Source organism: Pseudomonas putida, assembly GCF_001941965.1.
In the GTDB taxonomy this organism is placed as follows: domain Bacteria; phylum Pseudomonadota; class Gammaproteobacteria; order Pseudomonadales; family Pseudomonadaceae; genus Aquipseudomonas; species Aquipseudomonas putida_L.
The window spans coordinates 34,436-55,519 of record NZ_MKZO01000004.1; the positions used below are offsets into that span (position 1 = coordinate 34,436).

Consider the following 21,084-nt stretch of genomic DNA (forward strand, 5'->3'; position numbering starts at 1 on the left):
TGAGCGTAGAAACTGGATCTCAATCCACCTCTACCGAGGAAACGCTTATGAACGCCCCCCACAACACCCGCAAACCTGGTGATCTCGATCTGCATTTCGGCACCCAGGGCCAGCTGTTCTTCCCGCTGGACACGGACAACGGCCAGTCGAAGCGGCTCAGCGACGGCAGGATCCTCAGCGTCTGCAATGGCCTCGAAGCCGATCTCATCACTGTGCTGCGCTACCTGCAGGACGGGGCGCCTGACACGTCGTTCGGCGATGAGGGCGTCGTGCGGATCCGCCTGCAGGAATGGGACATGTTCGAGCTGCTGCAATTGCGCGTGCTGCCTGATGACAGTGCGCTTGTCTACGGCGCGCTAGGCGTGCTGGGCACCCACAACACCTTCGTGTGCAAGTTGCTGCCCAACGGGGAACTGGACCGGAGTTTCGGCGTGAACGGGTTCAACATCTTCGGCCTGGGCGACCGCAGCAACCTCATCACCGCGCTGGAGCCACTGGATAACGGCAAGGTCATCGCCTGCGTGGTGTCGGAACGCAACGACCCGTACTTCTATGGCACCTACCTCGCCCTGCTGGATAACGGGATCCTGGACCCCGAGTTCGGGGACAATGGCCTGGGCTACGTCGAGGCCAGCAGCCATCCGCTGCGTCAACTGGCCGTGACCGCCAACGGCGGCTACCTGCTGGCTGGCCATTCGGCGGACTTCAGCAAGGCGGTGGTTCGTCAATACCACGCCGACGGCAACCCCGACCTCGCCTTCGGACAAAACGGCGAAGCCGCCCTGCCCCTCCCGCCTGGCCAGGCGGAAATCTTCCAGGTGAAGGTTCGTGCAGACGGCAAGATCATCGGCGTCGGCGGCGCAAGCGTTGGCCTGGGCGCACACACCCTGGTCGCCCGCCTGAATGCCGATGGCAGCCTGGACAGCACCTTCAACAACGGCGAGCCGAAGATCATGGTCTTCCAGGGGCACGAAACCCTTGCGACCTGCGCCGCCCTGCTGCCTGACGACAAACTCCTGGTGGCTGGCCTCACCTACGATCAAAGCGACGTGATCCTGATGCGCATGGAAGCCAACGGCAATCTGGACATGAATTTCGGCATCCGCGGCCAGGTCGTCAGCAACCTCGGCGGCCAGGACATGTGCGAGGTCGTGGAGTTGCAGGACGACGGCAAGATCCTTGCGTCCGGGCAGCGCGGCCGGGAATCGCCAACCAAGCAGATGTTCCTTGCCCGGTACCTGGGCTGACGGGATGCAGTCGCCGGTTATCCATCTGCGCTTGCAGCGATGGATAACCGGCAACACCTGATATTTTTGCCAGTAGACGGCCATCACCGCCAAGGCTTAAAAAACAGTCTCCGTATCCCTCGTTCCGCAGGCCCGACCATGGCAACCCAATACAACAACCAAGCCGCGTTCGCTTCCGCCGATTTCCTGCCGCTGCCGTCCACCACGCACTGGGAGCAGTCGGTGCTGCTGCCGGACGGCAAGATCCTCATGGCCGGCATCGACCGCGACGCCGGGGCCTTCGTGCTGGCTCGCCATCTGAAGAATGGCGCATTGGACGAGACCTTCGGTGACGCCGGTATCCAGCGCATCGCTGCCGAGGTCGCCAGCGATGTGACCCGCCTGGCGCTGGAGCTGGAAGCCGACGGCCGCCTGATGCTCGAAGGCACCCTGGGCGACCGCTTCAGCGCCCGTAGCGGCTCGTGCCTGCTGTGGGTGCGGCCGACGACGGCCGCCTGGGTGCAACTGGGGGTGGATGCCTTCCTGAGCATTTCCCGCTCGCCATTGGCCAGCGAGTTGCTGGTACGCGCCAGCACGGACTGCCCCGCCGCGATGACTCAGTAAGAGGCCGCGGGCTCTTCCTGCCCGCCCTGCACCAGCCGGTTGCGTCCGCCCTGCTTGGCCCGGTACAGGGCCAGGTCGGCGACGCGCAGCAAGGCGCCGAGGGCGATGCTGTCGTCGGAGCGGTCGGGGTCGTGGCTGGCACTGCCGATGCTCAGGGTCACCCGCTGCAGCGGGCTCGCCACATGCGGCAGATGGGCGTCGAAGACCTGCCGGCAGAGATCGCGGGCGACGCTGCGGGCACCGTGGACATCGGTGTCCGGGAGGATCACCGCGAACTCCTCGCCGCCATAGCGACAGACCTGGTCTCCGGGCCGTTGCAGGGACTGGGCGAGCAGCATGGCGATACGCCGCAGGCACTCGTCACCCGCCTGGTGGCCGTAGTGATCGTTGAACACCTTGAAGTGATCCACATCCACCATCAGCAGCGACAACGGCCGGCCTTCACGGCGGGCGCGGGCCTTTTCCTGCAATAGCGCTTCGTCGAAACGGCGGCGGTTGGGCAGGCCGGTCAGGAAGTCTTCACTGGCCAGGGCCTGCAAGCGCGCATTGGCCTCGGCCAGTTGCGCATTGCTCTGCGCCAGGGCTTCACGCATCAGGCGCTGCTCGGTGATATCGCTGAAGGCCAGGGTCATGCCGAGGATTTCGTGGTCAAGATCCCGCACCGCGCCGATGCGCAGCAGGTAGGTTCGCTCGCACCAGTCCAGCTCGCGGTCGGCCACGGCCTGCTCCTGTTCCAGCTCGGCAAGGCAGCGGGCCAGGTCGAGGCCGGGCAGCGCCAATGGGCGTCCGACCAACTGGGTGGCATCGCCACCAAGCAACTGGCCGAGGGCATGGTTGACGTTGACCAGCACACCCTGGCGATCCACCAGGCCCAGCGCCACCGAGGCGGCGGCGTACAGCGCTTCGAGCTGCACTTCACGGCGGTCCAGCGGGCCGATGGCCGGGGTCACGTCGCGGTCGATGCCGCGATAGCCGCAGAAGGTGCCCTGCCCGTCGAAGATCGGCACGCCGCTGGTCTCCAGCACGACCAGGCGGCCATCGGAGCGCAGGTTGCGGTTGATCAGCCCGGCGAAAGGCCGCTGCTCGGCGACGATCCCGGCGAAGATCGCCCCGACCCGCGCCGCTTCCTCGGCCGGCATGAAATCGAAGGGAGTCTTGCCCAGCACTTCGTCAGGCGCGAAACCGAGCATCTGCCGGCTGTGCTCGGAACAGAAGGTGTAGCGGCCCTGGCTGTCGACTTCCCAGAGCCAGTCGGAGTTGTGCGCGATGATTTCCCGCAGGCGAAGGACTTCCTGTCCCTCGGGGAGCGGCTCGGGTTCGGAGGCGTTGGGCATGGGAGCGACTTTGGCGAACGACCAGGCGATTGCAAAGCGCCACGTTACTGGATAGGTACCCTTGCGGGCAAATCCGGCGTGGCCTGGCTGAACTGCCTTGTTCAAGGCTGCAAAAGCGTGAATCCGGCTAAGCGGTTGAAAGCGCGTAAAATTTTTTGAAAAAGATTGTTGACAGATATCCGTTTCGAGCGAATAATGCGCGCCACTTGGCTACATAGCTCAGTTGGTTAGAGCATAGCATTCATAATGCTGGGGTCCGGGGTTCAAGTCCCTGTGTAGCCACCAAGTACCTGTTTACAGACGTCTACAGCAGTCTATAAACAACCCCAAGAAGCCCGCCTAGTGCGGGCTTTCTTGTTTCTGACTATATCTTCTTGTCTCCCCCTATACCTTCCCGCCGTGTATCCCCCTGTGTATCCTTTGGAAAAAATCAAACCGAAGGGATACAAGCCGATGAAGCGCACGGAAATCAAACGCCGACCTTTCTCTGATACCACGCTGGCAAGCCTCGAGCCTGACACCAAGGAATACCGGGAGTTGGACGGCAACGGTCTGTACTTCCGCGTCAAGCCTGACGGTCAGAAGTCCTGGCAGTTGCGCTACAAAACGCCAGCAGGCAAATGGAGCTGGCTGGGGCTTGGAGGCTATCCCGAGGTAAGTGGTGCACAGGCGCGACAAAAGGCAACAGAGCTGCGCAGCGATGCTGCCGAGGGGAAGAACCCAATAGCCACAAAGCAAGCCCGGCTGGCAGCCGATCTGGAGACGAATAACAGTACCTTTGAAGCCCTTGCCCGTGAATGGCACTCCTCCCGCCTCAAGTCATGGGACACCGGCACCGCCAAACGGGTGCTAGGAGCACTGGAGCGCCATGTGTTCCCAGCGTTCGGCAAGCGCCTGTATACAAGCATTCTTTCGATGGAGTGGATGGACCTGTTACGGGGAATGGAGCGTCAAGGCATCCTGGAACAGATGAGCCGTGTCCGTGCCTACTGCAAGGATGTGTATGACCTGGCTCGCGTTACGGGCCGAGCAGTGAACAACCCGCTCGATGGAGTGCACAAATTCCTGACCTCGGGAAAGGCCGAGAACTATGCCCATGTCAGTCTTGATGAGCTCCCAGGCCTGCTCCGGGCAATCCGCTCTTACCCACACGCCAAAGATGTGCAACTCGGCCTTCAGTTGCTGACCTTGGTGGCTGTACGCCCCAGTGAGTTGCGCGAGGCAAAGTGGGAGGAGTTTGATTTTGATAAAAAGACTTGGACGATCCCGGTTGAACGCAAAGGGCGCAAGAAGGGATTGGAACACCTGGTGCCATTGAGCCGCCAGTCGATAGAACTGCTACAGGAACTCCGCACATTGACCGGCGCATATTCACTGCTGTTTCCCGGCAGGAGCGACCGTACGAAACCCCGAAGCGACACGGTGTTTCTCATGGCCTTGCGTCGCCTCGGCTACGAGGGGCGGCAAACCGGTCATGGATTCAGACACATCGCCAGCACTGTGCTGAATGAGCATGAGTTCGATGCCGACCACGTTGAGGCCCAGTTGAGTCACAAGGCACCTGGTGTACGCGGGATCTACAACAAAGCGCAGTACCTCCCCCAACGAACAACCATGATGCAGTGGTACGCCGACTACCTTGACGGCCTGGAAAGTGGAAATGTTGTACAAGGTCATTTCGGTAAAGCTGTATGAAAATGCTTACCTCTCAGAAAACCGGTGTTCTTGGTGTTCTTGGTGTTCCAAAAACGCTTGAAGCCAGAGGCTACATGGCCTGTAGCCAAGGAACACATTTGGACAAAAGACGGAACACGAAGGTGCCGGAACACGAAAGGTGTTCCATGATCGAGGCGGCGCTCCCCGTACCCCAACCTACGCCAGCGCAAACCCCCTCCCCTTCCTGCGGGCCGATCTTCCGATTCGTTCACGCAATTGATCAATGCCCGGCGCAGTTTTGTCTGCGCCTGCTGGGGCGCGGGGGGCGTCAAATAGCTAACGGCGCACTGCTATGACTCTTGGCAAATTAATGAGTCCTCTGAACCTCGACCTCGACGAGCTTGAATTGGAGTTGGAGTGGTTGCCGCTTTATGGCGAATTCGCCGAACGCTTCACTGAGGCGCTTGATCTAGTGGCGGCTGGTATCGAAATGTGGCGTCCTCATGAGAGCGAAGAATGGGCAGTTGACGCGGCAGCAGAGATAAACCGAAAGCTTTATAACATTGCGCAGGCGTTGGATCGGTCTCCAGCACTGGGCTTGGCTTGGGCGGTGCGTAACGCAGGATCATGGGAAAGGCGTGCCACCGACTCACAGCTTGTGGCGGCCCTCGCTATGGCTTATGGCTGCCGGGCGATACATGCTCTTCGCAAATGGCTAGCGCACTTGGCTGACAATGTGGTGGAGGAATTTGGACGCGTGCGTGTTGAGAACTTAAGGGTTAATGAACCTGAGGTTTACGCCACAATCGTTAATGAGTGCCGCATTGAATGTTCGATAGCCGAGATCGAGGCACGGCAGTCGGCTGCAGATTTGCTGGGGCGCGCACGAAATTCCCTCATCTTCGCGGAGCTTTATCGGAATCCAAGTATTCCACCCGAAGCAATGGCGCGACTTAATGAGCAAGCAGTAAAGAAATCTCGTGCAGTGACAGGCAGAAAAGCCGGGACAAGAAGCGGTGCCGCCAGGCAGGAGAAGAATGCCGGGCGCGACAGGGAAATCTGTGATGCGGGCCGGAAGCTACTCGCGTCTGGTAGGGCCCCCAGTGAAATCTCAGGGATCATTTCACGAATGGAAGTTTCGGGAAGCCTTGGCTCCAAGGGCATACGGGACGTGCTACGCAAAGGACTTGTTCTGGGCCCCGCCTAAATGACAGGGAGGTGAACCATGTTCACCTCCCTCCTGCCTCTTATCTTCGCCACCGTTGGTTTCATCAAACCCGGGGGCATCATATGCAACTCAATCGAACTGTAACAACTGTTTCACCCGCTGACCTTCTCACGCCTGAGCAGGCGGCCCAATTGTTGGGCCTATCGGTCAAGACCCTGGCCACCTGGCGCAGCACTGGTCGCCACTCTCTCCCCTTCATCCGCTGCGGCTCGCGTATCCGTTATCAGCGCACCGAGCTGGTAGCCTGGCTAGCAGATCGGCACCACACCCCCTCCGTGCCTCGGGGGGAAATCTAATGTCCTCGCATCAGACCTTTGGCAAAACCCCTGCCCAACCGACCCCTTGCCGTGCGCTTGCCCGCGAGGTCTCAGGGCGTAATCTGCGCCAGGATATTGGTCAAGCTCCAGGCTTTGACCCTGCTGCCACGCTGATTCGCTTCCCCGATGTAGTGGCTATGACCGGCCTAGCTCGCGCAACTATCTACAAGCGCCTCAAGGACGATCCGACCTTTCCCCGCCCCGTGCCGTTGAGCAACAGCACGTCACGCGGAGCGCCAGTGGGTTTTGTTCTCGCAGAGGTGCAGCGCTGGGCGCGTGGACGTATTGAAGCTCGGGGGATCACTGCATGAGACCCGCTCGTACGCCCTTTACTGGCCCCTTCTTCGACACATACGGAATTGGCTTTGCCCTATACCAGCCGGACCGCAACAACTGGAAGCAACGTACCGTCGCAGGTGTAAGTTGGAACGGCCTGGAAGGAAAAGCGCACTTTTTCAACCCTGATGGTCTGGTGCTTCCGCTGGTTCCTTCCCATGGGGAACTGCCTGCCGTGTTGCGCCTGCAGAGGACCCGGATGGAGCCAGCAAAGGTGATGGGATCGGGCGTATTCGCTATGACCCATCCTGCTGGAGATGCGGTCGCATCGAGCGAATTAAGTCAGTGGGTCACTTACTGGTTCGTAGGAAGCGATGCGGCGTATGCAAATTCCCCAGAGGTGTGGAGTGCCTATGTGGATTCTCAAGTGGCGGCTGAGTGCAAAGCGGCCGAACACAACTACGTTGATGCCCGCCGTATCAGCCATCGTGCAGAGCAGTCCACTGAGTTGCCTTGGCAGTCCTCAGAGCATGAGCAGACCTGTGATGGTCTGTCCGAGTGGGTCCGCGTAAACACTGAGGATTGCCGCCGCATGCTGCGTGCTGAGTATGAGCGCGAATGTGCAGAGGATCAGCGAGTTGCGGCCTGGTTGAGAGGGTGCGCCGGATGAAACCTATTTTCCTACCCGCCGCTGCCCTTGATGCCATGGACGAACTGGGCCCAAAAGCTCCTCCGCTTTGGCGACTGGAGCGACTGCAAAAACTCCGCGACGAAGCACTGGACAAAGGGGCTCACGTTCTGCTGCTGATTTGGCCGACCCTCGATTGGGTGCTGCTCGCTGTCGAGGTGCCTGGGGACGTAGTAATTCGTGATGCAGCGCAGTTGGTGCCCAATGTGTTGGCCAATCCCGATGCGTTAGGACAGATGTATGAGAAGGCTAGGCAAGGCCGCAATCTCACTTGGCTCAAGCTCGAGCATCGCCCAGCCACTATCCATTAACGAAAACGCCCCCGGCTGCAACCGAGGGCGTTTGAGGATCTTCATTGTGCCCGCTCAATCTATGCCATGGCCAAGAACCATGCAAGCTGCACGCACCTCTCGGCTTGCACTCCGTCGGCTCACCCGTTACTCTGCGCCTGTCGCTGCAAATTCAGCGACCGGGTTTGGCGACCCGATCTTAAGAAGGCGCACATGCGCCCCCATTACGTTTGCAGGCGCTTTTTTTGTGCCCGCATTCTCGTGTTATGGCGGCTGTGCGCGGGAGACCTTCGGGTCTGCCGGGTTCCTTCTTACCCGGTTCGCCAACCTGCGCACAGCTGCCACCCTAATCCGTTTGGCGACGGACCGTGGCAGCTCCCCATTAAGAAGGAGCTCCATTCATGCACGCCCTCAATCCGTCCGCACTACAGAACCACATTGCCGCCCTGAAGGCTCGTGCCATTGCGGCGTTGCACGCCAACTCATCCCTCTCCGTCCGATTGGCCCGCTACAACGCGGCTATGGCTCGTGCCCGCGCCCTGGAAACAAACGGGGGTGCTCAATGACCACTCCAGTACAGCAGTGCTCGCAACCCAAAGACCTGCTTTGCGTTACCGCACAGGCTCCCGTTTGCGCCCCAATGGATACGATCACCTGTGCCGCAGAGCGAGCTCAGGGAGTGTTGTGCTTGTTGAGGAATCAGTTCGAGGCGGAGCAGGGCCAGCGCCTGACTAAGCGTGTGATCCCCTGCGACTTGTGTGACGTGTGTGGAACGCTGGAGCAGACTCGTACCCTAGCCGTGCATGCCGATGACTCGACCCGCCATGTCGCGGAATGGGGGCGGAAATGAGCGGGCGCGTGCACGTTAATACCGCGGGTGGCACTAGTTTCTCTAAGCACAACTCGTCGAATGTTCCGTTCTTCCAGGTGTGCCCCGATATCTCTGGAGAGGAAGCGTTGGAGCAAGCTTCGGTGCTCATGAGCTGCGTGAACAAATTGACTCAACTGGCCGGCGTGAACGACGACAACAATGCGCTGGTGTGGGCTGCGCACTATTTGGGTGAGCAGGCTAAGGCTCTTGTCGATGATGTGACCACTGGGATTCAGATTGCCGAGAGTGGCCAGGCATGAGTAGGAAGATGCCCAACTCCAGGCATCCGACCTTTGCGCAGGTCAAGGCCGCCTCCTGCGCAGCGATTGACCGCGTGCTTGCCCACTGGCTTCCCGGTGGCAAGCGCGTGGACGGTGGTAAGGAATATACCGCCCCCAACCCAACAAGAGCGGACAAGCATTCAGGCTCGCTCAAGGTGAACTTAACCAAAGCCACCTGGTGCGACTTCGCCACCGGTGACAAAGGCGGTGATTTGATTGACTTGGTGCGCTACCTCGATCGAGGCACCGATGTGGAGGCGTGCAACAAATTGGCGGCCTTTCTCGGTGTTGAGGCGACGAGCAGCTCCAACGTCACGCCGCCCACTAGCCAGGCTAAGAAACCAGAGTGGGTGCCTGTGCTACCCATTCCTGAGCAGGCAATGCAGAAGGTGCTGCAAGCGCACCGGCAACACGGTAAACCTTCCAAAGTTTGGATTTACCGTGATGCCACCGGTCAGCCGCTCATGGTGTTGTACCGCTTCGACCTCGGGCCGGATGAAAGCGGCACGCCACGCAAGGTGTTCGCGCCCCTCACCTGGTGTAAACAAACTGCTAATGACTCACGGGCCTGGCGCTGGCAGGGCTTATCGGAGCCTCGTCCGCTGCTGCGTCTTGATGAGCTGGCTAAACGCTCCTCGGCACCCGTCGTGCTGTGCGAGGGCGAGAAGGCTGCCGATGCCGCTGCCGAGCTATTGCCCGAGCATGTTGCCACCTGCTGGCCTAACGGGACGAACTCTTGGCAGAAGGCTGATTTCGCCGCGTTAGTCGGGCGTGACGTGTTGCTGTGGCCAGACAACGACGCCCCAGGTTTGAAGTGCATGGATGCCTTGGCCGAGCACCTGCGAAAGCTCGGAGCAGCTACGGTACAAACGGTAGCCTTGGCGGTGTTCGGGCAACACCCCGGCATGGACGGTGAGCACCCCACCTTCGCCCCTGGCGGGAAGTTGCTCGAAGGTGACGATGCGGCTGATGCCCAATCCAAAGGCTGGACTGCCCAACACTTGGCAGAGCTGCAACGCACCGGGGAACTGTTCGCCGCACCTGCCGCTACCCCGACACCCACCAAGCAGAGCAAGGCCACTGGCCGGGCCAAGCCGCAACCTGAGAAGAAAACAGCCCAGTCCCCGAGCGGCTTCCGTGTCACAAAGGATGGGGTGTTCTATGCCGGTGACGATGGCGAAGCACGCCCGGTTTGTTCACGGCTAGAGATATTGGCTCGCACGCGTGATGAAAAGGGTCACGGCTGGGGCCTGCTGGTAGAGTTCGATGACCCGGATGGGGCCAATAAGCGCCTCAACATTCCGGCCAGGGCAATGGCGGGCGACTTTGGCAAGGAAGTGCTCGCGCCACTGGTAGATATGGGGCTGCGCCTGGCGCCCGTGCGCACCGCTCGCAATTCGCGCAATGATCTACAGAGCTACTTACAAGGCTATGACGGTACTGAGCGTGCTCGCTTGGTCACGCGTCTAGGTTGGCACGGGGATGCTTACTTGCTGCCAGATCGGCAGATAGGTGCCAGCGCCGAGTATCTGCACTTCTACGAAGCCGGTGCCCAGCTTCCGCCGATCACTCAGGCAGGGACACTGGAACAATGGCAGCAGCAAATCGGTGCGCTTTGCGTGGGCAACAACCGCTTGGCTTTCGTCGTGTGCGTGGCTTTCGCAGGTGCGGTATTGCATCTACTGGGGCACGAGTCGGGTGGCTTCCACCTGTATGGCGATAGCTCGGGCGGGAAGACCACTCACCTGCAGGTGGCTGCCTCGGTGTGGGGGGGGCCACGCCTAGTGCGTTCCTGGCGTTCTACAGACAACGCCTTGGAAAGTATCGCGGCAGCGCACTCGGACGGGTTGCTGGTGCTAGATGAGATCGGGATGTGCGACCCACGGATCATTGGAGAAACTGTCTACATGCTGGGTAACGGCACCGGTAAGGCGCGGGCCAATGATCGGGGAATGAGTGGGCGCCAAGTCCAGGAGTGGCGCTTGCTGTTTCTCTCCACCGGGGAAAAGACCTTGGCGCAGCACATGGCCGAGGCAAACAAGGAATTGAAAGCCGGTATGGAGGTGCGACTGCTCGCTGTACCTGCTGACGCGAGCAAAGGACTAGGGTTGTTCGAAGAGCTGCATGGCTTCGATGATGCCGCCGCGCTTTCGGATGCGCTCAAAGCCCGGGTGAGCCGATGCTATGGCACGCCTGCCCCGGCTTTCCTGTCGGCCCTCTGTGATCCCGCCAAGTTGCGAGCGTATGCGGCCATGGTGCGCCGCAGTCTAGAGCGCTTTACCGCTGAGGCATTACCTGTCAACGCCAGCGGCCAGGCACAGCGTGCCGCAACTCGCTTCGGACTGGCAGCGGCGGCGGGTGAGTTGGCCACAGCATTGGGCGTTACAGGATGGCCAGACGGTCTAGCCCTCCAATCTGCCCGTGTGTGCTTGGATGCTTGGTTGGCTGAGCGTGGCGGTGCTGGAAACCTGGAGGGTGACGCCATTGTGGCCAGACTGCGCGGCATAGTGGAGCGCTATGGAGAAAGTCGCTTCACGCGATGGGATGCGATTGCCGCGAAGACCGATGACCATGCGCCTCGTACAGCAGACCGCCTTGGCTTTCGCAGGACTATGGATCATGGAATTGGTGACTCTCTATATACGTCGGTGACCTATTACTTCCTCGGCACAACTTGGCGCGATGAGGTTTTCAAAGGGATGAACTTGCGCAATGTCAACAGGGAACTGGTTGCGCGCGGAATACTTGAGCCCAGTGGAGACGGAAAAGCCGCCCAATCCGTAACACTACCCGGAATGCCGAAAGGACGGGTTTATGTTGTGAATTCAAACGTATTGCTTAGCGACTAAATAATAGCGCTCAACGAGTTTGGAGATTATTGGCCAATTATAGGCTCGGCCTGCCTACGCCTGCGCTTATATAAATTTAATTATTGGAGTCCAAAATGAGTACGAATTCTTCTGCGCTAAAACAATGCCAGGCTGAACTGGAGAGCTTGAAGAAAGAACTTCCCAGGCTAAAGGCAGTTTCTGACGAGGCAGCGAAAAACTTTTCGAATAGCCGTCAGGGAAGACCTGTTTATCCTCGAGATCAGATCGGTCCTTATTCGAATGCTAAGGCCAGAATTGATGAGCTATCCCGTGAGATTGCAAAACTTCAGGGGCTGGTGAATTGGGAGGAGGGTGTAAAGTCTGCCTCTGAGGATGTGCGTCTGACAAGAAAGAATATAGCCAAGGCCGAGAGCGAAATAAAGACTCTGCGTGATAAGCGAGAGACGCTTGAGTCCAAAAGGGCTGCTCTTATTGCGAAGCACGAGCGTGAATTTAAAGCGGCTGAGCACGATGAGCATGAGGCCGCCCAAGCTTATGCCAAAGCGATAGGGGAGAATGATAGTGGGGGTGAGAGCAAGGCAGAGGGATTGTTGGAGAAAGCATCCCGGGCATTGGCGGTAATTAAACAAACGCTTCAAGGTGCTAATACAGTTTCCTCTGCACTGAGTGGTCAGCTCGCGGAGCTTGACGATGCAATTCAACTGAAGCAATCCGAGCTTGATAGCTTGAACTCTAAAGTCCTGCAGGCTGCTCGATTTTATTGGGCTGACCGATTTGAGAAGGCTGCACATGAACTGGCGACCCTGGCAGCCCATGTTGCAGCCGCTGAAAAACTACTTGGATATGGCGATAGCTTGAGTGACTTCTATATTCCAACTGTATCTCCTGTAAAAGGTCGCTTCATTTCTCATCGCAGACTTTTGGAGCGACGTAGCAATATAACGCTGGAGCAGTTGACAGACATATAGTTAAAAACTCCCGCAGCTCAGCTTCGCCACAGGATCAAAACACCATCTCCAAATGTTTCGCGATGGTGTTTTGGTCTGCCTGAATAAGAGAATTTCAGCTGCGCTTACTGACATAACTCGCAAGTCAAGTATTTATTTAAATACGGCCCGTCGTCCGTATGAAAGTCAATTATTCGCGCTGGATGGTAGTGGTTTTTAATGCACTCAGCAGGTATGTCGTGCCTCACTTCATAGCAGGGCGCCGACGACGTTCTCCGCGGCTTTCTCGCTCTAAGCTGCCCCCACTCCGAGAGGATCATCTTTCCGACCTCACGCTTCTGCGCGTCAGGGATGAGGGTCACGGGGATATTAACCTCTAGAACCGTAGGGATGCCGATCTGCCGCAGGCGTAACCGATAGTCCTCTCCCCATCGGTCTCCGTCACTCATACGAGCTGCAAGAGCCATCAAGTACTCACTGCCGTGGATAATGTAATGGCCATGCTGCTCAATCATTTTTCTATCGTCACTCGATAGCCAGATACGGCCCCGTTCAATTAGTCCACGCTGATGCATCCGCTCAATCGCTCGATGCCGCAATCCGCTCGGAACGTCAGCGTAAATCCTGTGGAATTTTGTCAGAATTCTTTCTACAGCCTGCCCTTTGAGACCACTCTCAAAATACGAAGATAGGCGTTCCGGCCTACATCCATGAACCCCCTTAGCGTGGGTGTAGTAGCCCCAAACGGCCTTACAGAAAGCTGGCACTATACGCTCATAATTAGGCAGCCAATCCATCACATCTGACCAGCAATCGGGCCGGGTACGCTCAAGGTGCTTGCGTACATGAGGTGTCAAAATCAGGGAAGCATACCTAGGAACTGCTCTTAACCAGGTAAGACGATCGCGCCAATCGAGTACACGTTCAATCATAGTATTTCCAATCTATTAAATACCATACACCGCTGACTGGCGCTTTCTTACGGGTGAAGCAGATATCCGGAAAGTTGTACGTATATGAGCCGCCACCCACAAGTACCAGTCAAAGCAGTCATTCAGATATGTATTTGAAAACTGAAAAGCCAAAGTTGAAGTTAGAATAATTAGCGGCCTAGATTTAGAATTTAGGCCGCTAACGAGCAATTAGCTCATATCGGGAAATCGAAGGTTGTTGAAGTCATCCTCAAGTTGAGATGCAAACTCACGGGGCAGCTTCAAAGAATCAACGAGGTAGCGCGTAAGGCTTACGCAAAATTGTCTCAATCTTTTATTTGAATGTATTTTTTCTGAAATGTAATCATGCTTTTCCTCACTTTTACTGGTGACTTTCATAAAGGCAAACTCCCTAAGGGGGAACATGCATTTTTGTATATCCATAGGGGAATTAAGTAGTTTTCGCGTTAGCTCCATGAACCCAGACCAGTCTCTGAGCTCGGGCTCCTGAAGTGGCACTCCATCTCGCTGAGCCGCGAAAAGCTCAGTCAGCCTACTTCGCAAGAGGTAGCTGTCTCGCCCCCCCCAAATATAATATTTGAGAATGGTCTCAAATTGTTTTTCCTCTGCGTCAAACTCAATGATGTTTCTTAGGTCGTGCACAACTTGCGCCATCAAGAAGGCAAATATAGATACGGAGTATAAGAAAAGGCATTTGTGCTTATCTTTTCCCGGATCAAGCTCACCTTTGATTTTGGTAAGTGCAGCTAAGAATTTTCGCAAAGCTTTAACTGCATCCCGCTCAATTGGAATTTCGCTGTGGAGAAAAGCCGAATACTTACTAAGGCTGGGATCATGGATCGCCACCTCAAAAAGCCTGGTCCAATTGTCGATGGATGTCGAATAGCAATAATCAATACTAAAATCAACAGAGCACGAGTTGGCATAGCTCTGAAATTGAGCCTCATCAAACAAATGAACTTTTATTTGCTTTGCCGATAAACGATGCGCTTCAGACGCTTTTTTTCTAAGGATGATAAATGACTCGTCACACCCCGTAAAACCCATTAAGCCCCCGGCCCAAAAGGCTCTATTGATCGGACTTGTTTTGCCTAGAGTCTTACAGTCAAAAGCAACTCTTCGCGGGCGGCCCGTTGAGTCAATTTTAATCCCCAATACATCAATGTCGGTAATTATTGTGCTTGTGGTTGATAGCTCTCTGAAGTTTTGCACATCAACTTCCGGGAAGGGAACCATATCATTGACAAGGCAAAAGCGAATTGCCATTTCTTTCTGGTGGATATCTTTATCTAATTTAGACATATTATTCATACGCAAATATTAGTTGCTCGAACTGATCCGCAGAGTCGCCCTGCAGGGCAATCTGGTCTCGACCTTTCAATTCAGCAGCAGAAATTATAGACTGAATATATCTCTCGTCCTTAGATAGTGCTAGTCGAGCTTCTTGCCGAACATCAAGATTTGCTAGCTCTCCTGTCCTTAAAAGATTAATGGCCAAGTCTAGCGCCGCTCTGTTTTCTTCTCCCGGAGTCAGGTGAAACTGATATCTATCACCCGTTACATGTTTCAAATGACCAACCCTGAGAAATACTAAATTTCTATACTGATTAACAGCTTCAGAGTTTGAGCCAATATAGCCTTGATCTCTCAGCACCTCTAAAATCCGTACCGGCATTTTGATTCTATATTGATCTGCTAGTAACTGCCCTTTTCTCACGCACGATACTAAAGCCATAGCCCGTTCATATATTTCGCGGTTAGATGCGTCGAGGCGATTTCCGCCTGGCTTCGGAGTAAAAACAAATGTTTCTTTAGAGTTTTTGAATTCTATTGATGGTGGCTTTAGTATTCCTTCCGTACATAGATGAACTAGTAGTTGCATTTGCTCTGTGGTGAGCTTTTTTCCACCCAACTCAAGGCGCTTCTGAATCAAAGAAAGCGGCCATCCTTGGTTGCTTTTTATAACTTCAAGTACGGTAGCAATATCATCTGCTCCAACTCTAGCAGTAACATCAGCCAATTCGTCAAGATTGTCAGAAAAATAAAACGGGCTAGCGATGATGCTTCTGCCACGGGCGCGGAATTCTTTGAAGTAATTGCCGGTTGAACCGATGTTGACGCAACGCTCTAGTAAAGGACGATCGATGCCAATTGTTGAAATAAGTCTATCTCTATTTTCCGGCTTGCTTTGAAGCTCAGATAGGATAAGCAACGTCCCTTGCTCGTGTTCGTTTAACTCCGAAAATGTAAAGTAATCCCCCACCCCCTCATAAAGGTCTTTGAAGTGCGGGATGTTTGGTATTATGGAGATGATTTTAACTCCCTTTTTAACCAAATCGATATATCCAATTTCGGATAGAACTCCGCAGACTTCTTTTAAAGCGTAGGATGGAATCGAAAAGAAGTGATCACTAACCTTCCTCAGTACCTCGAAATCGATTTCCTGTAAGCCTCGGAGGTGGATAGCAAGCGTTGCTGCCATTCCCATTGTTCTCAATCGGTCAAAGTCAGGAACATCTATCCTGCCTAGACCCGCCTGAACATCATAAGAAAGCTCGATTAATTTACGGCCACTAAGCATTAACACTCTCCTTCGCGTTTGTACCTTAAGGCGTCCGGTTAGATTTCCCCTATGGCTTACCAAAACGGGGGCTACCACAGTAGGAAACTATACTATAATCCGAGCACGTGCATGTTGACCACTCCGTACGCAGCGATGCAACCATCGCTTATGCGATTCAGATTTTGGCCGCAGGAAGAAAGCAGGCTTAAAAAAGGAAAACATCATTAGTAAAAACTCCTTTGACCGCATGGCTGGAGTTGTCGTCAGCACGATCGCACTGAGCGAAGAGGTGATTTGAATCAGCTGTTACATATATGATGTCAATTTGCCGAGAGCTTCATAGCTAGCATGAAGATCGCGGATGAAGTCCTCAGCCAATTCTGGCAAGCCCAATATATAGGTGTCTCGGTAGGAGATTTTAAATATCTTGTAATTTTGCATGCTGCCAATGTGTCCTGTGGATATGGGTTTGAATGGTCGATTCGTGAGTATTTGCCTATTAAGCTGACTTTCTTCAATTATGTTGTATTGGTCCGCAGTCAGGTCTATCGCTGTCTCCAGGTACTCAAGCCAGTAATGGGAGATCGTATAGTCTCCATCGTGATTTGCGGCTATTCCACTAACACCATAAATCACTATTGAGGGCCATTTTTGGAGCGCATGATATACAAACAGCAAGGAAGATAGTTTGCAGTTCATGACTGGAAAGTCATCTGTCACCAACAAGTTTTTTGTTGTTTTGGCAAGCTCCAATTTCAGTCTGAATTTTTCTGCCTCAGCAATAATTTCATTTGCTTCTGGATGTTTCATGACTAGGTCCACGGTTATATTCATTTGCGGGTGAGCGCGTTCATAGCGATTGACAGTTCAGGGGCGAAGTAGAGAACATTGCGACTTCGGCGAAAACACTAATCGACTTGAGCATGATATTTCCCTTACATGAGGGACAAGTATTTTATCTGGCCCCAACATTATCATCACGCCAAAATGGTAGTTCAAGTCTATAAGGCTAAGGCCCTGTACGAAAACCTTCGAAATTCCGCCCCCCCCCCCAGCCCGCCTTAATTTCCGTAGAGTTCTGACCTTTTCAGCTCAGGACTCTGCCATGCCCAAACAGCGATACGAAATCTCCGACGCCGACTGGCAGTTGGTCGCCGATCTCCCCAATACACCCCGCCCCACCGGACGCCCACGAGCCGATGATCGACTAATGTTCAACGGTGTGCTCTGGGTGCTTTGCTCCGGCGCGACCTAGTGTTACATGCCTGTGCGATACGTCCCCGGTCCACGGTTTATCAGCGGTTTCGAGACTGGCAAAACCAAGGCACCTTCAACAAGATACTCTGGCGGATGCAAGCCAAGCTCAACGCTTAAGGGCTAATCGATCTTGACACCTGGTGCATGGACTCAACAGCATAAAAGCAAACCGGGCCTTCTCGGGCGCAGGCAAAAAAGGGGGCGGAAGAACCAGCTGACCGCGCACTAGGGAGCAGTCGGGCAGGGTTACCGACGAAAATTCATATGGTCTGCAACGCCCGAGGTGTTCCACTGCATTTCACTCTTTCAGGCGGACAGGCCAGCGATATCTCGCAGGCCCACCCTCTACTCGATGGCGTTCAGGTGCATACAGGCTGGGGTAGACCTCGCAAACGATGTCGCAAGCTTCTAGCAGACAAGCGTTACGACGCTGAACCACTCAGGCAGTACTGCGACCGCTATCGCATGCAGCCTGTCATCCCCTATCGCGCAATGAAGCGCAAGCCATAGCCAGGTCTGCCGCGGCTGTTCGACAAACCCAAATATCGAGAGCGGTACGTGATCGAGCGCCTGTTTGGTTGGTTGAAGGACCGCCGCCGCCTGGCGACCCGCTACTGTAAGCTCGCAACAAGTTATGCGGTGATGGTCACATTGGCCTGCTGCCGGCGGTCTTTACGACACCTCATTTCGTACAGGGCCATAGACATAAGTCAGAGCCAACTGGCAGCCGAACTGGGCCTAGCTGCACTGCCGTGAAGCGTCACTGGTACAAACATCGTAAGTGTTCGGGTCAATCGTCTTGGGCTGTCCATTCCCAACCTTCACTGCTCTGGCCGCCCTTTTGCACCGGCGTGGTGTGCTAACCAAAACTGTGCCATAGCCACCTGAAGCCCCGTCCATATTGCGCCACTTAGTTTTCGTAGGTATGGAACACCTTTACACTCGTGTTCCACATTTCACTCAATGGTGTTCCTCGCCTACAGGCCACGTGACTTCTGGCTTTCGGTGTATCGGGAACACCAAGAACACCAAGAACACCGGTTTGTTAACCATTACCTCCCCGCACCCCGGAAAGGGCTGAGGCCAGCAGCGAGGCAAGCCCCTGGACTGCCCGAACTGGTTGGGGACCATGGCCTCTTGGCGGCGGTAGGGACAGGGAAACTCGCCCTCTTTGTTAAGCGCTTAGTTCACTGGCATAGATGTCGGGGCGGGGAGTCTGAGATTGCTGTTTTTGGGTCCTCCCCATCCCCCCCCTCCCTACACGGGTACGGGGACTCGCGGGTTTCGTGCAGCTGAAACCTTCATAGGCATGTCCGTCTTTTAAAAGGCTTGGGGCGAAAGCTGTCAACAAAAAGCTGGTGACTGCGAGCCAGGTCGAGTGACTGGATTATTTTGCGTGCTCTTCTACCCTGTCGTAGCGGCAGCATGATGGCCACTACTGAGCCACCAAGCGGAAGCGCTCAACATCACGACACTAGGAGTAAAACGTGCCCTCTTTCATCATTAACAAGAATCAGCAGCAAAACGGGGACTATGAGGTCCACAACACTACGACTGGATGCAGCTTCATGCCCTTAGTGGCTAATCAGGTTGCACTGGGGGTCCATACGGACTGTGCGAGTGCTGTCCGTAAGGCAAAACAGACTTGGCCCAATGCGCGGATCAACGGATGCTACTACTGCTGCCGGGCTTGCCACACGAGCTAATCGAGTCAGACAGCACACATGATGCTGTCTGCTAGCTCGGCATTTGAGTCTGGCTCTGCGGTCGTGAGGGATCCGAATGCCGCTTACCATAAGCCCCAGCGATTGCCAGCAATAGCCTAGTGGTTAGCCCTCGTGTCAACGATAATCCTGAGGGCGATAAAAGGCCCAGCAGCGCCCACCTTGTATCCCCACTTGTATCCCCACACACCAAAAGAACCAGAAAGGCAATGTAAAACAAGGCCTACAGAATCAAGTTCAAATGACTGTGTACCACCATACCCCGCCTGAGAGTCTTCGGACTTGATGGCAAACAGAAAAGCCCGCCTAGCGCGGGCTTTTTTGTACCTGTCGTTTGGCCTTTTCGTCACCACGGACACGGCCATGTCTTTTTCAAGGCATTTTCGTGCGCTGGCGGACATGAGTGGCCCGGCGCCCTCGTCCAGAATCGACGGATCCAGGACCCGAGCCCATGGCGCAATCATGAATCTGTTGAAACAGGCGCTCCACGACCGCCAGTTCGTCTGCGTGATGGAGTTCGTCCCCAAGCCGCAACGTCTTGCGGGCTTCGAGCAATTGATGCAGCGCGGTCACTTGAGTGGCTGGCCGATGCTCGCCGGTATCGCCGACCGGGTCGGCAGCAATCTCGATCTGTCGCCGCTGGATACCTTCGCCGCCCTTTCCACGCCCGTGCCGGTGATGCCGCATTTCTCCGGCAAGGACCGCGAGCGCCAGGACCTGCTGGCGCAACTGGAACGCATGGACCAGCTCGGCCTCGAACAACTCCTGCTGCTCACCGGCGACCGCCTGCACGGCCATGAACCCGGGCAGCGGCCTGTGCGTTACCTGGAATCGGTGGCCGCCTTGAGCATCGTCCGCCAGGCTCGCCCGGACTGGCTGCTCGGTGCGGCCCTGAATCCCTTCAAGTACTGCGAGGAAGAAGGCGGCGCGCAGTACTTCAAGGCGCAGAAAAAGCTCAAGGCCGGGGCGGACTTCCTGATCCTGCAGCTCGGCTTCGACATGACCAAGTACCGCGAGGCCATGGACTGGATGCAGCGCCAACCGATGCCGCGGCCGATGCTCGCCTGCATCATGGGGCTGACCCATGGCCGGGCGAAGATGCTCGAGCATGTCGCGGGCGTCACGGTATCGCCGTCGATGAAGGCACTGGTGGCGGCCGAAGAAGCCGTGTCGAAAGCCCATGCCAAGGCGCGCAGCGTCAGCCGCCTGGCCTTGCAGGTGATCGGCCTGCAGCTGATGGGCTACGCCGGGATCAACCTGTCCGGCGTGCACGAGATGGAACAGTTGCTGGCCCTGGAGCGAGCGCTGGACGACTGGCAGGGCAAGATCCGCACCGAGGAAGAATGGGCCCTGGCCTGGGCCGAGAGCTGGCGCATGCCGGGAGTGCCGGCGGTGACCTTCCATCCGCCAGGTTCGGACTGGGAAGCCGGGGAGTCACGGGTCGAAGCCACGACCCGGGAGAGGCTGCGCTATCACCTGTTGTCCAGCTTCCACGCGGCGCTGTTCAGCCGCAGCAATGTGTTGAGCAAGGCGTTCGGCTGGGCGGTTCGCCGGCCCTTGTGGTCGACGGCGCCCGGTGCGCGCTTGCTGCATCGCCTGGAACGCGGGGTGAAACGGCCCTTGGTAGGCTGCGATACCTGCGGCAGTTGCCGCCTCGAAGACACCCTCTACATCTGCCCGGAAACCTGCCCCAAGGGTCTGGCCAACGGCCCCTGCGGCGGCACGCGGCTAAACCGCTGCGAGTTCGGCGACCGCGAATGTATCCACAGCATCAAGTACCGCACGGCGAAGTCGGTGGGGCAGACGGCGGTGCTGACGGAGCGGTTGATTCCGTGTGTGGAGGTGGGGGGACGGCAGAGGAGTTCGTGGCCGGGGTGGTTCGAAGCCGACGCAAGAAGCTCACCGGAGCGGATCGGTGATACGGCCGTGTCTTGAGTAAGCTCTCGCTCCTGTAGAGCAAAACATAGCTCTTTGTTTTTTGCGGGAACCATGTGGGAGCGAGCTTGCTCGCGAACGGC

General features: G+C 56.2%; 17 protein-coding genes, 1 tRNA gene and 1 pseudogene. 15 read left to right on the forward strand and 4 right to left on the reverse strand.

Going from position 1 to position 21,084, the window contains the following annotated elements; all coding sequences use genetic code 11:
- Positions 1–47: 47 nt before the first annotated feature.
- Together PSEMO_RS01820 and PSEMO_RS01825 are read left to right on the forward strand one after the other, a co-directional pair.
- Entirely contained in the window at positions 48–1,247 is a 1,200-nt protein-coding gene (locus tag PSEMO_RS01820) for a hypothetical protein (RefSeq protein WP_075801458.1), read from the forward strand.
- 138 nt (positions 1,248–1,385) lie between these two features.
- Entirely contained in the window at positions 1,386–1,850 is a 465-nt protein-coding gene (locus PSEMO_RS01825; RefSeq protein WP_075801459.1) for a hypothetical protein, read from the forward strand.
- Here PSEMO_RS01825 and PSEMO_RS01830 read toward each other — a convergent pair.
- Positions 1,844–3,184, reverse strand: a complete 1,341-nt coding sequence (locus PSEMO_RS01830) for a sensor domain-containing diguanylate cyclase (protein WP_075801460.1) — start codon at positions 3,182–3,184, stop codon at positions 1,844–1,846. The two genes, PSEMO_RS01825 and PSEMO_RS01830, sit on opposite strands and share 7 nt — an antisense overlap.
- Positions 3,185–3,392: 208 nt before the next feature.
- Here PSEMO_RS01830 and PSEMO_RS01835 point away from each other — a divergent pair.
- From PSEMO_RS01835 to PSEMO_RS32655, 11 genes are all read left to right on the forward strand, one after another.
- Positions 3,393–3,469: transfer RNA gene (locus PSEMO_RS01835), tRNA-Met, on the forward strand.
- A 168-nt stretch (positions 3,470–3,637) separates the two neighbouring features.
- Complete coding sequence (locus PSEMO_RS01840) at positions 3,638–4,879, forward strand: tyrosine-type recombinase/integrase (RefSeq protein WP_075801461.1); 1,242 nt, start codon at positions 3,638–3,640, stop codon at positions 4,877–4,879.
- A gap of 313 nt (positions 4,880–5,192) precedes the next feature.
- Positions 5,193–6,047 (forward strand): hypothetical protein, encoded by an 855-nt coding sequence (locus tag PSEMO_RS01845; protein WP_075801462.1) that lies wholly within the window; start codon positions 5,193–5,195, stop codon positions 6,045–6,047.
- 83 nt (positions 6,048–6,130) lie between these two features.
- The gene (locus PSEMO_RS01850) at positions 6,131–6,364 is read left to right on the forward strand and encodes a helix-turn-helix domain-containing protein (protein ID WP_075801463.1); all 234 of its coding nucleotides are present in this window, start codon (positions 6,131–6,133) and stop codon (positions 6,362–6,364) included.
- Entirely contained in the window at positions 6,364–6,696 is a 333-nt protein-coding gene (locus PSEMO_RS01855; protein ID WP_081430182.1) for a helix-turn-helix transcriptional regulator, read from the forward strand. Before PSEMO_RS01850 ends, PSEMO_RS01855 begins: the two co-directional genes overlap by 1 nt.
- A complete protein-coding gene (locus PSEMO_RS32650; RefSeq protein ID WP_075801464.1) occupies positions 6,693–7,331 on the forward strand; it encodes a hypothetical protein in 639 nt (212 codons plus the stop codon). The genes PSEMO_RS01855 and PSEMO_RS32650 overlap by 4 nt, the downstream gene beginning before the upstream one ends.
- Positions 7,328–7,660 (forward strand): hypothetical protein, encoded by a 333-nt coding sequence (locus PSEMO_RS01865; RefSeq protein ID WP_075801465.1) that lies wholly within the window; start codon positions 7,328–7,330, stop codon positions 7,658–7,660. Before PSEMO_RS32650 ends, PSEMO_RS01865 begins: the two co-directional genes overlap by 4 nt.
- A gap of 380 nt (positions 7,661–8,040) precedes the next feature.
- Entirely contained in the window at positions 8,041–8,205 is a 165-nt protein-coding gene (locus PSEMO_RS33400) for a hypothetical protein (RefSeq protein ID WP_178391955.1), read from the forward strand.
- Between the two features lie 280 nt (positions 8,206–8,485).
- Positions 8,486–8,770: a DUF3077 domain-containing protein gene (locus tag PSEMO_RS01875; RefSeq protein ID WP_075801467.1), complete on the forward strand. Its 285-nt coding sequence runs from the start codon at positions 8,486–8,488 to the stop codon at positions 8,768–8,770.
- Positions 8,767–11,640 carry a DUF927 domain-containing protein gene (locus PSEMO_RS01880; protein WP_075801468.1) on the forward strand — a complete coding sequence of 958 codons (2,874 nt, stop codon included), beginning with the start codon at positions 8,767–8,769 and terminating at the stop codon, positions 11,638–11,640. Before PSEMO_RS01875 ends, PSEMO_RS01880 begins: the two co-directional genes overlap by 4 nt.
- 95 nt (positions 11,641–11,735) lie before the next feature.
- A complete protein-coding gene (locus tag PSEMO_RS32655; RefSeq protein WP_144443520.1) occupies positions 11,736–12,590 on the forward strand; it encodes a hypothetical protein in 855 nt (284 codons plus the stop codon).
- 1,121 nt (positions 12,591–13,711) lie between these two features.
- Here the strand turns inward: PSEMO_RS32655 and PSEMO_RS01895 are convergent.
- From PSEMO_RS01895 to PSEMO_RS01905, 3 genes are all read right to left on the reverse strand, one after another.
- Entirely contained in the window at positions 13,712–14,824 is a 1,113-nt protein-coding gene (locus PSEMO_RS01895) for a hypothetical protein (RefSeq protein ID WP_075801471.1), read from the reverse strand.
- Between the two features lies 1 nt (position 14,825).
- Entirely contained in the window at positions 14,826–16,103 is a 1,278-nt protein-coding gene (locus tag PSEMO_RS01900) for a hypothetical protein (protein ID WP_075801472.1), read from the reverse strand.
- A gap of 288 nt (positions 16,104–16,391) precedes the next feature.
- Positions 16,392–16,895 (reverse strand): hypothetical protein, encoded by a 504-nt coding sequence (locus PSEMO_RS01905; RefSeq protein WP_075801564.1) that lies wholly within the window; start codon positions 16,893–16,895, stop codon positions 16,392–16,394.
- A gap of 295 nt (positions 16,896–17,190) precedes the next feature.
- Here PSEMO_RS01905 and PSEMO_RS32215 point away from each other — a divergent pair.
- Positions 17,191–18,098, forward strand: a pseudogene (locus tag PSEMO_RS32215) (IS5 family transposase).
- Between the two features lie 1,430 nt (positions 18,099–19,528).
- Positions 19,529–21,001, forward strand: coding sequence for a methylenetetrahydrofolate reductase C-terminal domain-containing protein (locus PSEMO_RS01930; RefSeq protein ID WP_075801475.1), 1,473 nt, complete (start codon positions 19,529–19,531; stop codon positions 20,999–21,001).
- Positions 21,002–21,084: the final 83 nt, after the last annotated feature.